The following is a 14,542-nucleotide window of genomic DNA, read 5'->3' as shown; positions in this document are numbered from 1 at the left end:
CACATAAGGACATCTCCAAAAGTTTAGAGATGTCCTTATTATACTAAAACAATACTATATATGGAACAATTTTTGCTTTATTTTTTCTTATACTTTGTGATAGATAAATATTATGACGTGCGGGATATTCACCCCGTCACCGATAATATTTGCCCATTACTCTTTCCCTTCCAACACAATATCTTCCGCCTTAATGCCCTCACCGAAAAATTGTGCCAACGTTTCGTTATAGTCTTTTTCAAAGAATTTTTCTTCGCCTAAAGTTTCAAGTTCTTTGTTCACCCAGTCTAAAAGCGAACGATTTCCTTTTTTTACGGCAGGGTTAATCGTATCTATATCGCCAAGTTCCTTAATTCCCACCTCGAAATCTGGATTTTCCTTAACCCATGCATAAAGATAGCTGTTATCATCTGCAAGTGCCGCCGCACGTCCGTCAGTCAAAGCCGCAAATTGCTGAGTTTTGTTTTCAAATTTTTCAAGCTGAACTTCTGGATAATTTTTCGTGAAATATGTTTCTGCGGTTGTTCCTTTGTTGACGATTAATTTTTTTCCGTCCAAATCTTTGACATCTTTTATCAACGATTTCTTAGGACTTGCCACACCTATGGCTACTTTCATGTACGGATTCGCAAAATCTACCACTTTTGCACGTTCATCTGTTTTCGTAAAATTCGCTAAAACCAAATCTACTTTATTTGATTTCAATGCGTCCACTCGTTCTTCAGCATTCACAATGACAAACTCTACATCTTCTTCGCTCCCTAACAAATCTTTGGCAATTCGTTTTCCTAAGTACACGTCATACCCTTGATTTTTTCCGTCCTTGTCAATATAACCATACGGCGTTAAATCACCAAATGTCGCAATTTTAATTTTCCCACGTTTTTTAATTTCCTCCACACTTGAAGGATTGCTACTTGCTTTCTCTTCTTTTTTCTCATTTGACGAGCAAGCCGCCAAACTTACAACTGCTACACCTAATGTTAAAATTCCTAATGCTTTTTTCCATTTCTTCATTTCTGTTTTCTCCATTCTTTTTTATAAGTATCTCTAAAAATCTAAGCTATTCAAAAAGTTTAAAATCCTTGGATTTTCTTGTTTGTCAAAAAATTCTTCTGCCGATTGTTCGGCAATAATGACACCTTCGTCCATGAAAATAATACGGTCTGCTACTAATCGAGCGAATTTCATTTCATGTGTAACAATGAGCATTGTTTTTCCTTCTTTTGCCAAATCTTGCAAAACAAGCAACACTTCTCGAACCATTTCAGGATCAAGACTTGCGGTGATTTCGTCAAATAACAATAATTGTGGCTCCATGATTAACGCACGCACAATCGCCACACGTTGTTTCTGCCCGCCCGAAAGCTCACGAGGATAGGAAGAGGCTTTTTCTCTCAACCCCACTCGTTCCAATAATTCTAAAGCAACTTTCTCAACACTTTTACGTTCTCGTTTTTGCACTTTCAGTGGTCCTAAAAGTAAGTTTTCTAATACATTCATATTTGGAAACAACTCATAACTTTGAAACACCATACCAATTTCCGTGCGATGTTTCTCCCACGCTTTTTCGCTTAATGTCAACTTGTTCCCTTGAAAAAAAATTTCCCCCTGCTCAATCGTCTCTAGTCCGTTCAACGTTCTAAGCAAAGTGCTTTTCCCACTTCCGCTCGCACCAAGCAAAACCAATACTTCGCCTTGCTGAATGGATAAGTCAACTCCTTTTAAAATTTCTGTCTCGCCAAATTTTTTGTGCAAATTTTTCACTTCTAATACAGTTTCACTCATGCTCTTCGTCCTTTCTCAAACCGCTTTGCCAAATAAGTCAACGGATAACACAATGCAAAATACAAAAAGAAAATAAATCCGTAAATCCAAAGTGGTGCTGTTGGGATTTGTAGAACGTAATTTTCATTGATTTGCGTGCCAACTTTGATGACTTCACTTACGCCAATCATTAAAAGAAGTGAGGTCGTTTTAATCACTCTCGTCACCAAATTTAACGTTGGAGCAATAGAAAAAGGAATCGCTTGAGGAAATTGCACGTAAAAAAATTGTTGCATTTTTGAAAGTCCTAATGCTCTTGCTGCCTCTAGTTGATGAGAGGGAATACTTATCAAACTACTTCGTGTGATTTCACTCATTTCTGCACTTATCCATAGCGAAAACACTAAAATGGAAACGGACGTGTTACTTATATGCCCTCCTGTCTGCTCTGGCAAAATATAATAGAAAACAAACAGCAACACCAAAAGTGGCACGATACGAAAAATTTCCAGATAAATGCGGAAAATCATCGTGAGTAAGCTATTTTTCACAGTTCTAAGAAGTCCAAAAAAAATGCCTAGAACAATTCCGATGACAAGTGAAAAACCTGCGATTTTTGCTCCCTCAAACAATCCTAAAAGAAGTCGAACGAGATTTTTTCCTTCAAAAAATAACTCAATGCCCGAATGTTGCAAAACGCATTCTCCTTTCAATCAACGTAATAATCCATGCAAGTGGTAATAAAATAACAGCATACGAAATTACCAATAGCAAAAGATATTCTTTTGTTAGATAGTACATTCCTATCAAATCTCTCGTTACATTGGTCAAATCCATAATCGAAATGGCAGAGAAAATGGAGGTTTCTTTCAAAAGAAAAATCGCATTTGCTCCAATACTTGAAACACTTCTTGTGAACCCTTGTGGATAGACGATATAGCGAGCTAGTTGCAAGCGAGATAAGCCAATCGCTTTCCCAGTTTCTAGCTGAATTTTTGGCACTTCTTCTATGCCAGAACGAATCGCCTCACTCATATAGCCACCGCCAAGAAACGTTAAACCAATCACTCCGACTATATTTTTATCAAGGACAATATTGAGTTTTGGCAGTCCGTAATAAAGGAAAAACAACTGAATTAAAAGTGGAGTATTTCTAGATAATTCCACATAAATTGCCGAAATTCTTTTCAATATAGGAATTTTGAAAAAGAAAATAAAGCTATTTATTACACCAACGAAAAAGGAAAACACAATCCCTAGCACACCCAATAATAAGGTAATTTGAGCTGCCCTCAAATATTCTGGCAAGGCATCTATCATCATCTGAATGTCCAATTTCTGCCCTCCTCGTAAAATAATTAGCCATAGGCTATTTAAAAAGTATAACAGAAATCCTTGTTTTTTATAGAAAACACGTGATAACTATTTTCTATCATATGATAAAAAATGAGACGAAATAAAAAAAGATTATACAAAATCGTTCGTTCCATGACTTCCTAAAAAATCAAAAAACGAACTTATTTTGTATAACCAAACTTTTAAAGATTGGCTTTCACTATCACTCCACCCCTTTTAACGCCTCTACCATATCAAGTTTTTGAATCCTACGACTAATCAATAGCGTTGTACTCATGGAGAAGATGACGACAATAAGCGTTGAAAACAAGAGATTATATCCGCTGACATACGAAGTATATTCTAATCGTGGTGTGCTAAAAGTGCGGACGTATTCGTTTAAAAACCAAATACCTAACGGAATACCGAGGAGCCAACCGATAAAGGTGGTGCCAAGATTTTCAAGCATGGTAATGTTTCGCAGTTCCCCTCTTCTAAATCCTAGAACGCTCAATGTCGCATAGTCTCGCATTCTCTCAACAAAATTAAGCGAGCCTAAATTATACAGCACGACCACCACTAAAAGAACGGCAAAGCCAATAATCATCATAAAAATACTCATCAAACTCTCAACAAAACCTCTAGCATTTTCCTCTTGACTGCTCATGTTTATCGTGGAGAGAATCATCTCTTCCTTGATTGTTTGTAAATAACGCTTGTCTTTGCCAACAAGCAGTGTGCTAGGAGTAAATACGCCATTCGCTTTTTCCCACGTTTCTTGTGTGAGATATGCTCCTTGATTGGTCTCACTTGTAATAATCCCTCGAATTTTAAACATATAGTTTCCATTCTTTCGATATGGAAAAACGTTCAAATTCTCTCCTACTTTCAAATTTGCACGTTCAGCAAATCCTTTTGTTACATAAATCCCACCATTTTCCACTTTTTTGCCATTTTCCGTTCGCATATTGACATAACTTCCCTTCCCCAACACAATCAATAAACGATTGAAATGGTCGTCTGGTGAAAATCTTGCTTGATTGATTTCTACCCACTGACCGTTTGGAAAAGCATTTTTCACCTCAGCATAGTTGTTCAACTGCAATCTTGTGGTATAACGAAAATCCTCGTGGTATGCTTTGTCAACCAGATGATGAATGGACTCAGGCATACCAATTCCTGCAATTAAGAGCATCATTCCACCTGCAACACCGATGATACCCATTAACATTCTCGCTTTATTCATCAAAGCATCACGAATTGCCCAGCGATGTTCAAAGGACAATCTCTCCCAAAAAACAGAAAATCGCTCAAGAAAAACTTTTTTCCCTCGCAGCGTTATATCTCCTCTTAAAAATAACGCAGGCAAACCAGAAATCGCCTTGCGACTTGCTAAGTAAGAGGCAACTAGACAAATAAAAATGACAAACAAAATCAAAAGAAACGAGCTAATAGAATAACTAATTTGCCAACTAGGAAGTGAAAACATTTCTTTTTGGGTGCTTAATACAAAACTAGACATAAAAGGGGCAAATATTGCTCCTACTAACGCTCCGCCACCTCCCACTAATAACCCAAAACTTGTGTAATGCACGCCAATTTTTCGATTAGTAAATCCTAACGCTTTTAAAATCGCAATTTCCTTTACTTGCGTCTCAATCATTCTGCGAATCGTTGTAAACATCGCCAAAATCGCTAGTAAAATAAACAAAAAAGAAAATAAATACGACAAATTCCGAATTTGTCCTACTCGATCAAGTGCATCTGAAACTTCAACTAATGTTTGTCGATCAAAATAAGAAACCATTTTACTGCCAAGCTGTTGTTCCAATTTCTCACGCATTTTCGGATTTTCACCCACTATTTCCACTACATTCGGCAAACCATTGTAGTCAAATGCTGTTTTCATTGTATTTTCAGAAATATACCCATACCCATAATTTCGATAATTCGGTGCAATAAATTCCGCCGTGCCTGTGTAATAAATTTTATCCGCCGATTGCACGAACCCAATAATCTCAAGATCCACGTCTTTCCCTTGAAAATTCACGTCAATTGTCTCACCTTTTGACAAATCGTTTTCCCTTGCATACTCCAAATTCAGCCAAACTCCGTTGGTTATCGTACTAGAAAATTTTTCCCCTTTTGCAATAAAAGGCTTGGTAATCGAGAAATCAAACGTCTCTAAAGAAAGAGTTTGCCCGCTTTTCTGCTCTACTTGAAGTTTCCTTTTCGCCTCTACCTTTTCTACTCCTTTTATCAATTGGATATTCTTCATATCCTTCTCTGTAAACCCTGTACTACTCACCCACGAGTTTGCAAGATTGGAAGAGGTGATAAATTTCTCCAAGCTCACTTCTAGCCCATGCCACGCACCTTGCAACCCTACGAAAATAAGCACACTAAGGCAAGACATTAGAAAAACAGAGAAAAATTGCGTCCAATTTCGACTTAGGTCACGTCTTAGTTTTTTATTTAAAAATCTCACTATAAATGCACCTCCGAAAGCTCTGCTGGCGTTTTGTTTTCTTCGATTGAAGAAACTTTTCCGTCATGCAAACGAATAATCCGATGTGCTAATTTGGCAAATTCTTCGTTGTGCGTAACCATAACGACTGCTACTTCTGAATTTTCCGCTGAAAAACGTAGAATTTCCATAATTTTCAACCCTGTTGCCGAATCCAATGCTCCAGTTGGTTCATCACATAAAAGTAACTTAGGTTTTTTCGCCAAAGCACGTGCAATCGAAACCCGTTGCATCTCGCCACCTGACATTTGATTGGGAAAATTCTTTCGCCTGTGAAGAAGTCCTACTTGCTCCAAACAATTTTCCGCAATCGCTAAATTATCGGTCAACTCTGCTGCTATTCCAATATTTTCTAATGCAGTCAAGCTAGGAATTAAATTATAAAATTGAAAAACAAATCCTACAATATCCCTACGATATTCCGAAAGTTTTTCATCTGTCAATTGTGTTATAACCTCATTGTCAAATAAAAATTCACCCGAACTTGCCCGATCCATTCCACCTAAAATATTCAACGCCGTACTCTTTCCTGATCCAGACGGCCCTAAAATAACGGTAAATTCACCTTTGTGAATCTCAAAATTAACATTTTCCAAGGCTTTCACCTCTTGACTTCCGATTTGGTAAGTTTTACTGATGTTTTTGAAAATTAGCATGAAATTCCTCCTGAAAAATTGATTTTGGGTACCTCTAAAAACTCCGCTTAAGCCAAAATTAGATAGTTTTCCGATTTTCGAGGAAACCGACGAAAGCTATGTGGTTCATCGAAAAGCTAAGAGGGGCGTTCAGGAGTTTGTCGTAGTGAGCCATGCTATTTACTTGCTTGAAACGAAGTTTCAAGTAGCATTGCGAACAGCGACCAAACTCCTGCCCCTCCTAGCTAGACAAGGTTGAGGAGGCTGACGAAGAAAATCGGGAAACTAGCAATTTTGGGTGAGCATGAGTTTTTAGAGGTACCCTTTTATACCTGTTAAAAAATCATACCTTCCAAAAAAGAAAAAAACATCCGTATTCCCCGAATGTTTTTCTGCGTTCTTCCGCATTTTTAAGGCTAACCTCTAAATAATTTTTAATCGCAATCCCTCACGAACCGCACCAATCCGAGAATTAACTCCGAGCTTTCGGCAAATATTGGAGACGTGCGTTTCTACTGTTCTACGACTTATATACATTTCCTTAGCGATTTGCTCATTTGTGAACTCCTCTGCCAGTAATTTCAACACCGTTTGCTCACTATTTGTCAAAAGCGGATTCTGGAGTTCGACAGCTAAAAATTCTGGAATAACGTGATTTCCCTTGGCAACATTGAGAATACAGGCAATCAATTCTTCATAACTTACTTCTTTCCTCAAAAAAGCTTTCGCACCAAGCTCTAATGCTCTTTTATGCAGCGTTTCATCATAAAATCCAGAAATCAAAATAACTTTACTCTCTCGTAATTTCTTTTCATTCAACGCATTGATTGTCTTTAACAAATCCAAGCCGTGACTATCCTTTAACATCAAATCCATTACAACTACATCAATTTCTTTATGTTGCAAACAAAGAAGAAAACTTTCCTCCTCTGTATAAGCACCGACAAGCTCAAAATTCGCCACCTGCTCGAGTTTTTCCGCCATTCCTTGTAAAACAAGTTTGTGGTCATCAATTAACGCTAGTTTTATTTTCATCTTTTTTCTCCTTGTTTTTTAAAACATTAAGCGAAATCTTTGTTCCATTTCCAACATCAACTGTCGTATTTCCACCTAATAATTTTATTTTTTCTTTTATTGCGTTCAAACCAAAATGATTGTTCCTATGTTTCTTTTCCTGTTCAATAAAATGTCCGTTATCTTTTACGGTAAATGTGTAAAAATCGCTAGTTTCTTTAAACACCAACTGAATTTCAGTAGCTTTTCCGTGTAAAATGCTGTTATTTATCAACTCTTTTAGCGAACGAAGAAGAAAATTTTCATATTTTGCAGGCAAAATAATGTCCGTTTGCTCAAACTTCACCTCAATTAACACAGGATATTTTCGCTGAAGTTGATGTGAAAGGTCAATAAGTGCCGATTTTAGCCCTAATTCTTCAATCATCAATGGATAAATATCCGAGCAAAGCTCTCTTAATGAGAACACTGCTTCTTCTATTACATCAAGCGTTTCTTTTTTAGAAACCTCTCCTTTTTCTTGAACTTCTCGAATAAAAAACATCAACTCCTGAATGGTCGTGTCGTGAATATACATAGAAATCCCCTCTCGTTCCTCCTCGGCAATCAAAAAAGTATCTAAAGAGGTTGTTGCAACGTTTTGTTTTTTCGTTATCAAAACAATTTCTATGAATAACGGCAACAAAAGATACATCAAGGAAAAAGCATAAATCATAACGATATAAAACGGAATATAGTTGCTCAATAAAATAAATAAGACGAGCATTATACTCAAAAAAACAGAAATGGCTAAATACAAAACTTTTTCCGATAAACCATAACGAAACAAGGTTCCTCTTGACAAAATTAGCCCATGTAAAAGAGCGAAAAATGGCAAAATGACAAACGAAAGCACGAGTGGAAACGGAGCTTGCCAACCAATTTGAAAAACGTAGCAAAAAAATAAAGGGAGAACGCTAAAAATACTAAGGACTCGTATATTTATTTGCGAAATTCGATTCAATTGTACGTTTTCTTTCATTCTATCACCGATTAAGACTAGACATAACTGAAAAAATAACACATAAAAAATCCCAATTGCTAGATAATTTCTGAAAATCATTGGAAGTGTAAACAAGAGATTCCAAAAAAATAACAGCAAATTAACAACCATAATACCAACTGAAAGCATAATGCTTTTACTCTTGCGAAAAAGAACACTTATTTTATAATTTTTCCTGACAAAAATACTAAGGAAAATTGGAAAAATAGAAATCATCAAAATGATAAAAAATCGCCCTATGTCATTGCCAATACTTGACGGAACAAGAGATAACACCGCAAATATTGCACTTACCAGAAAGTAATAAAAATAAATACTTCGTTTGCTAATCAACTGTTTTCTACTAAAAACAAGCAAAAAACTTGTAATTCCTGCACTTATCGCACTCAAAGATAAAAATCTTTGAAAATTTACATGATTTTTTCGCAATGAAATGCTTAAAATTTTTTCATTCCGTTTCACTTGCACGTTTTCCACTTGTTCCACTATCAACCATTTGTTGAGTATTTTATTTTTCCTTGGCTCTTGATTATCTAAGGATAATAGAATATCCCCCTTTTTTAACCCGCTTTTTTCAGCAGCACCACTCTTTTGCAAATTAACAATTTTCCACTCTCCCAGCTCATCTCTCACACTCAAGCCAACGTAATTTGTCTGAGAAACCGCAAAATAATAATAAACAAACAAAAAGAACGCAAGAAAAGCAAAAATAATCGACAAATGGAAATAATTCTTTTGATTTTTCATTCAATCCCCTTTTCTATAAAATGGTTTGTTTTTATTTTATGGGCATCTCTAAAAACTAACAAACATCTCCCATTCCGTCTTTTATTTGGTATAATAGAAAAAAACGTCAAGGAGAGTTTGTATGTTTACTCTATTCGGTGATTTTATTTAAAAACTACCTTTTTCTTCCTCATAAAACTGTGTCGCTCTCACCGCTCTTTTCCAGCCTTTATAAAGGTGTTCTTTCTGCTTTTCGTCCATAGTTGGCACAAATGTTTCGCTTGGTTCGTTTAGAGATTGGATTTCTTCAATATCTTTCCAAAAACCAACTCCTAAACCTGCTAGATAAGCAGCACCGAGAGCTGTGGTTTCCAAATTTCCTGCTCTTTCGATTTTTACACCTAAAATATCGGCTTGAAATTGCATTAAATAACGATTCATTGCAGCTCCGCCGTCAACTTTTAAAAGAGAAATGTCAAGATTGGTGTCAAGTTTCATCGTGTCAATAACATCACGCACTTGATAAGCAATAGATTGCAATGTGGCTTTGACAAAGTCTTCTTTTGTTATCCCTCGTGTAAGACCGAATACTGCTCCACGTGCGTTAGAATCCCAATACGGTGCACCTAATCCTGTAAAAGCAGGTACAATATACACCTCGTCCTCGCTTGTCGCATTGTTTGCCATTTTTTCCGATTCTGACGACCGTTTGAGCAATCCCATTCCGTCACGCAACCATTGTATCGCACTTCCTGCCACAAAAATACTGCCCTCTAGTGCATAATAGACCTTGCCGTTCAGTCCATAACCAATCGTCGTCAAGAGTTTATTTTGAGAAAAGTGGGGTTCTTCTCCTGTATTCATCACGATAAATGCACCTGTGCCATATGTGTTTTTGACATTTCCTTTTTCAAATGCAAGTTGCCCAAAAAGTGCTGCCTGTTGGTCACCTGCTATGCCTGAAATAGCTGCTTCTTCACCGTAAAAATGAAATCTTTTTGTTATTCCATAAATCTCAGAGTTACTTTTCACCTCAGGTAACATTTGCTTTGGAATGTTTAAAATAGACAGGATTTCATCATCCCATTCTAACGTTTGAATATTAAATAACATCGTGCGTGAGGCGTTCGTGCAGTCTGTCACATGAGTTTCTCCGCCTGTCAATTTCCAGACGAGCCATGTGTCAATCGTCCCAAACAATAACTCCCCTTTTTCTGCACGCTCTTGAGCACCTTCCACATGGTCAAGAATCCAGCGAACTTTCGTTGCAGAAAAATAAGCATCAATCACCAAACCTGTTTTCTGGTGAATCATTTTTTCATAGCCGTCTTGTTTCATTTTTTCCGCTAAATCAGCAGTTTGTCTGGATTGCCAAACAATTGCATTATAAATTGGTAATCCAGTTTTTTTATCCCAAATGACTGTTGTTTCACGTTGATTTGTAATGCCAATTCCTAAGATTTGTTTCGATCTTATACCGCCTTCGATAAAAGCACCTGCAATTACCGATTGAACAGAGTTCCAAATTTGATTGGCATCATGTTCCACCCAGCCTGCTTCTTTGAAAATTTGTGGCAATTCCTTTTGACAACTTGACACCTTCCTCCCTTTGCGGTCAAAAATAATCGCACGAGTGCTTGTTGTTCCTTGGTCAATCGCCATAATATATCGTTCTGTCATCGTTTTCTCTCCCTAGGCTTTCGTGCCTCTTTCTTTTTTTGATAAGGCTTACACACATATTTTACCTAAAGAGTGTAAGAGACGCAAGTACCAATTACAAAGAGGACACCTCAACAGATGTCCTAATATTCCATTTTACTTAATCTCAAGGCTTTGTGCATCATGCTAATCAAAAGAAATGCAATCACACTCCCGAGAATTACGCCTGTGAATCTGCCTAGCACTAGCTCGCTCGCACTTTGGTTGCTTGTCAATAGAGAAAGCAATAAAACCAGTGGATTGGTGAAGAAATTCGCAATCGTGTAATTTCTCGGCATAAAATATTCAATCAAAATATTTAAAAGAATGATGATGAACATCAAAGCGATTGTTGGAAGTTTTAAACTTATTAGCACGACTCCAAGGAATAATCCAATCATACTTCCGACAATTCTGCCTAAATATCGTCTTTTTATCACTTCAATTTCCTCACCTGCCAATACTGCTGCACAACTAATTAACACCCAATGCCCAAAATTTTCTTTTAGCAAGTAGGCAACGTAGCCTGCGACAAAGAGGATAAAGGAAAAATGAAGAGCATCAAGGAGAATTTTTGGTCGCTCATCAATCGTAACATAGAGCTTGTCCCGCCAATAAAGACGTTGGTGGCTCGACTTTTCATGCCTGAGTGGCAAATTTTCCAAAAGCGAAATCAAAAGTCCGTTGAAAATGCTGGATAGAATGCCGATAATAAGGCAGGAAGCGACATAGAAGATGTTGGTGGAAATCAAGTGCGTATTTCCGCCTGTCGCCAAGAGCATTAGCACAAAAAAGTGTGCGGGTTTGGGAATACGGTAGATTTTGACTACCATAAATCCAAAAAATGAAGTGATCGCAATCAAAAATGGAAAAATCCAAAACGCTTTGACCGAAAGCATACCCAAAATAAAACTTAGTAATATACATATTCCGTGTATGGATATGGCTTTAAGATTATAAGCTATACTTATGCGTTGAAATGCTAAAAAACTAAATGCTCCTAATATGCCAAATTGAGCAATGTGTAAGTTGTGAAATAATAGACCAACTCCCAATGGATACAAGACGGAAAGTCCCGCTCCAATCGGTCTAAGAACGGAATCTTGCACTTTATTTTGCTTGAATAATTCATATAACAATATACTCTCTCCCTATTTTTAAAGGTGTCCATATTAAAAAACAGCCACAAGGGCTGTTTAAGTGTACTGGAATTATTTTTTCCCGTATTTTTTCTCGAAACGAGCCACACGTCCGTCTGCTTGAGTGAACTTTTGACGTCCTGTGTAGAATGGATGAGAGTCGCTTGTTACTTCGACACGGATAACAGGGTAAGTGTTTCCGTCTTCCCATTCAATTGTTTCGCTTGAGTTTTTAGTAGAACCGCTAAGGAATTTAAATCCTGTTGTAGAGTCCATAAAAACTACTGGATGATAATCTGGATGAATATCTTTTCTCATTTTTTGCAATCTCCTTTGCCATGAGTTATTGTCTAACTCATAGTTATTTTTTACAACAGTAAGATGATAACATAGTTTTTTAGTTTGTTCAAGGAAAACTATTAAGAAATTGTGGAACAAGCAATTTTTCAGTTTCAAAATATCCTTTAAAATATTTTTCTCTTATCTTTTTTTGGAGTTCTCCATTGTTTATAATTTTGCTCATTGTTTTATTTTCAAAGTCACTATCTATTATTTTGTTTCCCAACTCTCCAGTAATTTCCTTATGCCCTAAATTGCATATTTCTATAAGCGATTGATAAACTTTTGTTTCTATAATCGCCTTAATTTCCTCTGAGGAATCGGTTATATCCTTTAACTTATTCACTAGAACTTCGATATTCTCTTCTTTTCCCTTTTTCGTATCATACATTTGTGTCTGCAAAACCTGTTCATAATTCTTTTTATCTTTATTACGGATAATTTGTTCTTGTTTCTCTGTTATTTTCTCTACAAACTTTTCCTTAAACTCCTTAATTCTTTCATCCATATCGTCAATAGCTTCCCCATCAAACGTTGCACGTATCACCTCTTCATCACACAGCAACATCTCAATTTCTAAGAATTTAGTTGTGAAAATATTGTTTTCCTTGAGTTTTTCTTTTTCTTCATCTATCCTTAAATCATTGTCAATAAGCCCGAACGCTGTGTTGCGTTGTGAAGTTTTATTATGATGTATTGTGTATCTCTTCACTTCGTTGCAACTTCCTACTGGAATAACGGAAAGCTCTGGAAACAATGCTTGGTAAATTTTATAATCAAAACTGCTCTTATCATTTCCTTCACAAAATAAAACATTCTGTTTCACACCCGCAAGCTCAATCGCTAAATGTTTTGGAATTTCATCTGAGATTTTTTCAAATTCCCATTTGTCTGGATAAGTAAATTCCTTTATGTGATAAATTTCCGCATTTCTGCTCTCGATAAAAGCCAAATTATGAGAAATGTATATAAATTGGCAGTCCTTTCGCTCTTCCTCCAACTTATTCCACAACCGATTATAAACCGCAGGGTTTAAAAACGTTTCTGGTTCATCAACGATAATCATCGCATCAGCTGGTGCCATAAGCACTTGGATAATGAAAGAAATACAGGCTTTTTCTCCGTCGGATAAATTGTCAACAAGTATTTCCTTTTCATTTATGATTGGTTGTAATACGCGAGCGTTAATATTTATTTGCCCATCAGCAAAAATGTCAACAAAATCAATAGATAGAAGTTCTTTATAGATAGCGGTAAATTTTTTAAAAATATTTTCATCTGTAACTTCTTTTCCTACTGCATTATTATATGCTTCAGTTATCATTCCTGCGATAAACATAGAAAATTTATCCATTATGCCAGAAACACCTTTTTCTTTTAAGCTATTAGAACTTACTAAAATCCGCTGAACTTGTTCTTTATTAACTATTAAATTCTCTCTACTAGCACGTTCAAACAATAATTTCTGAGCTGGAATGGCAACAATATTTTCCTCCAAGCTATCCTTAAAATATTGTGCAAAACTTGATTTTCCACTTCCATTGGATCCAATCAAGCAAATATTACTCTTTGTATTTAGCTTAAATAATCGGTGAATTTTCGATAGTGCTGGATTTAAATAACTAATTCTTCCTCTCAGTCTCTGAATACGACGACCAGAAGTATTAAGACTAGAAGTCTTAAATAACTTTACAATCATTTTCTTTAATCTATCATTGGATTGTTCATAAATTCTATCGTTTATGAATTTTGCTAATTCCTCTTCAAACTCACTCAACTCTTGCTTGAATTTCTTAAATTCATCAATATCTCGACATTCTCTTTGAACTTCATTTTCCTTAAATTCCATTTTTTTACAAAAAGAAATTTCTTCCAATAAACCATAAATTATCGCCTGAAACTCCTCTGTTTCCATAAATACCCCTCCTCATATTTTTTCTTTGATGATACACCAAAAAATTAAACTTGTCACTATGCAAAAAAGCACTACCTCCAAAAGATAGGCTCTTTGTCAAATCGTGTGGAAAGCATCTATTTTACAAAGCGTACCTAAGAGAGTTGGACATCTTGTCCAGCTCCTCTTTTGCGTCTACCAGAAATAGTTTTCTTGTAGCATTCTGCTCTGTCGAACCTAGCCAGTAGCACAATTATAGGTCGTTCAACATGCAAAACCTTGTTCACTTGACTATTCTCTTGTTTTATCTTTCACTGTTACACTTTAAATACTGAAATATCTATTCTAAACCACCTTACAAATCCCTGTAAGAAGACCACACTGAATATAGCTCCTCGTACGGAAATTCTCAAATCTTCTAAAACC

13 protein-coding genes are annotated in these 14,542 nt (G+C 36.2%); 1 reads left to right on the top strand and 12 read right to left on the bottom strand.

The features are described 5' to 3' along the window. Positions 1–156 precede the first annotated feature (156 nt). The 6 genes from B5D30_RS05735 to B5D30_RS05710 all read right to left on the bottom strand — a co-directional run bounded on the left by B5D30_RS05735 (position 157) and on the right by B5D30_RS05710 (position 6,285). Positions 157–1,017, bottom strand: a complete 861-nt coding sequence (locus B5D30_RS05735; RefSeq protein WP_078807084.1) for a cysteine ABC transporter substrate-binding protein — start codon at positions 1,015–1,017, stop codon at positions 157–159. A 33-nt stretch (positions 1,018–1,050) separates the two neighbouring features. Next, complete coding sequence (locus B5D30_RS05730) at positions 1,051–1,788, bottom strand: amino acid ABC transporter ATP-binding protein (protein WP_078807083.1); 738 nt, start codon at positions 1,786–1,788, stop codon at positions 1,051–1,053. Further along, positions 1,785–2,462 carry an amino acid ABC transporter permease gene (locus B5D30_RS05725; RefSeq protein ID WP_078807082.1) on the bottom strand — a complete coding sequence of 226 codons (678 nt, stop codon included), beginning with the start codon at positions 2,460–2,462 and terminating at the stop codon, positions 1,785–1,787. The genes B5D30_RS05730 and B5D30_RS05725 overlap by 4 nt, the downstream gene beginning before the upstream one ends. Next, positions 2,443–3,090 (bottom strand): amino acid ABC transporter permease, encoded by a 648-nt coding sequence (locus tag B5D30_RS05720; RefSeq protein WP_078807149.1) that lies wholly within the window; start codon positions 3,088–3,090, stop codon positions 2,443–2,445. The genes B5D30_RS05725 and B5D30_RS05720 overlap by 20 nt, the downstream gene beginning before the upstream one ends. Positions 3,091–3,325: 235 nt before the next feature. Next, positions 3,326–5,590: an ABC transporter permease gene (locus B5D30_RS05715; RefSeq protein WP_078807081.1), complete on the bottom strand. Its 2,265-nt coding sequence runs from the start codon at positions 5,588–5,590 to the stop codon at positions 3,326–3,328. Next, complete coding sequence (locus tag B5D30_RS05710; RefSeq protein ID WP_078807080.1) at positions 5,590–6,285, bottom strand: ABC transporter ATP-binding protein; 696 nt, start codon at positions 6,283–6,285, stop codon at positions 5,590–5,592. The genes B5D30_RS05715 and B5D30_RS05710 overlap by 1 nt, the downstream gene beginning before the upstream one ends. Positions 6,286–6,385: 100 nt before the next feature. On the opposite strand from B5D30_RS05710, the gene B5D30_RS13565 reads away from it, so the two are divergent. After that, positions 6,386–6,523, top strand: coding sequence for a hypothetical protein (locus B5D30_RS13565; protein WP_159443228.1), 138 nt, complete (start codon positions 6,386–6,388; stop codon positions 6,521–6,523). A gap of 164 nt (positions 6,524–6,687) precedes the next feature. Here B5D30_RS13565 and B5D30_RS05705 read toward each other — a convergent pair whose 3' ends face one another. The 6 genes from B5D30_RS05705 to B5D30_RS05680 all read right to left on the bottom strand — a co-directional run bounded on the left by B5D30_RS05705 (position 6,688) and on the right by B5D30_RS05680 (position 14,137). Continuing rightward, positions 6,688–7,299: a response regulator transcription factor gene (locus tag B5D30_RS05705; protein ID WP_078807079.1), complete on the bottom strand. Its 612-nt coding sequence runs from the start codon at positions 7,297–7,299 to the stop codon at positions 6,688–6,690. Then, entirely contained in the window at positions 7,274–9,067 is a 1,794-nt protein-coding gene (locus B5D30_RS05700; RefSeq protein WP_078807077.1) for an ATP-binding protein, read from the bottom strand. Before B5D30_RS05700 ends, B5D30_RS05705 begins: the two co-directional genes overlap by 26 nt. 147 nt (positions 9,068–9,214) lie before the next feature. Continuing rightward, positions 9,215–10,726, bottom strand: a complete 1,512-nt coding sequence (glpK, locus tag B5D30_RS05695) for a glycerol kinase GlpK (RefSeq protein WP_078807075.1) — start codon at positions 10,724–10,726, stop codon at positions 9,215–9,217. Positions 10,727–10,848: 122 nt separating this feature from the next. Beyond that, the gene (locus B5D30_RS05690; protein ID WP_078807074.1) at positions 10,849–11,883 is read right to left on the bottom strand and encodes an FUSC family protein; all 1,035 of its coding nucleotides are present in this window, start codon (positions 11,881–11,883) and stop codon (positions 10,849–10,851) included. A gap of 72 nt (positions 11,884–11,955) precedes the next feature. Continuing rightward, positions 11,956–12,201, bottom strand: coding sequence for a type B 50S ribosomal protein L31 (locus B5D30_RS05685; protein WP_078807073.1), 246 nt, complete (start codon positions 12,199–12,201; stop codon positions 11,956–11,958). Between the two features lie 88 nt (positions 12,202–12,289). Further along, positions 12,290–14,137 (bottom strand): DUF4435 domain-containing protein, encoded by a 1,848-nt coding sequence (locus B5D30_RS05680; protein ID WP_078807072.1) that lies wholly within the window; start codon positions 14,135–14,137, stop codon positions 12,290–12,292. Between the last annotated feature and the right edge of the window lie 405 nt (positions 14,138–14,542).

Source organism: Pilibacter termitis (genome assembly GCF_900167335.1).
In the GTDB taxonomy this organism is placed as follows: Bacteria; Bacillota; Bacilli; order Lactobacillales; family Streptococcaceae; genus Pilibacter; species Pilibacter termitis.
The sequence above is the reverse complement of the archived record's forward strand: the minus strand, read 5'-3'. Positions and strand labels throughout refer to the sequence as shown.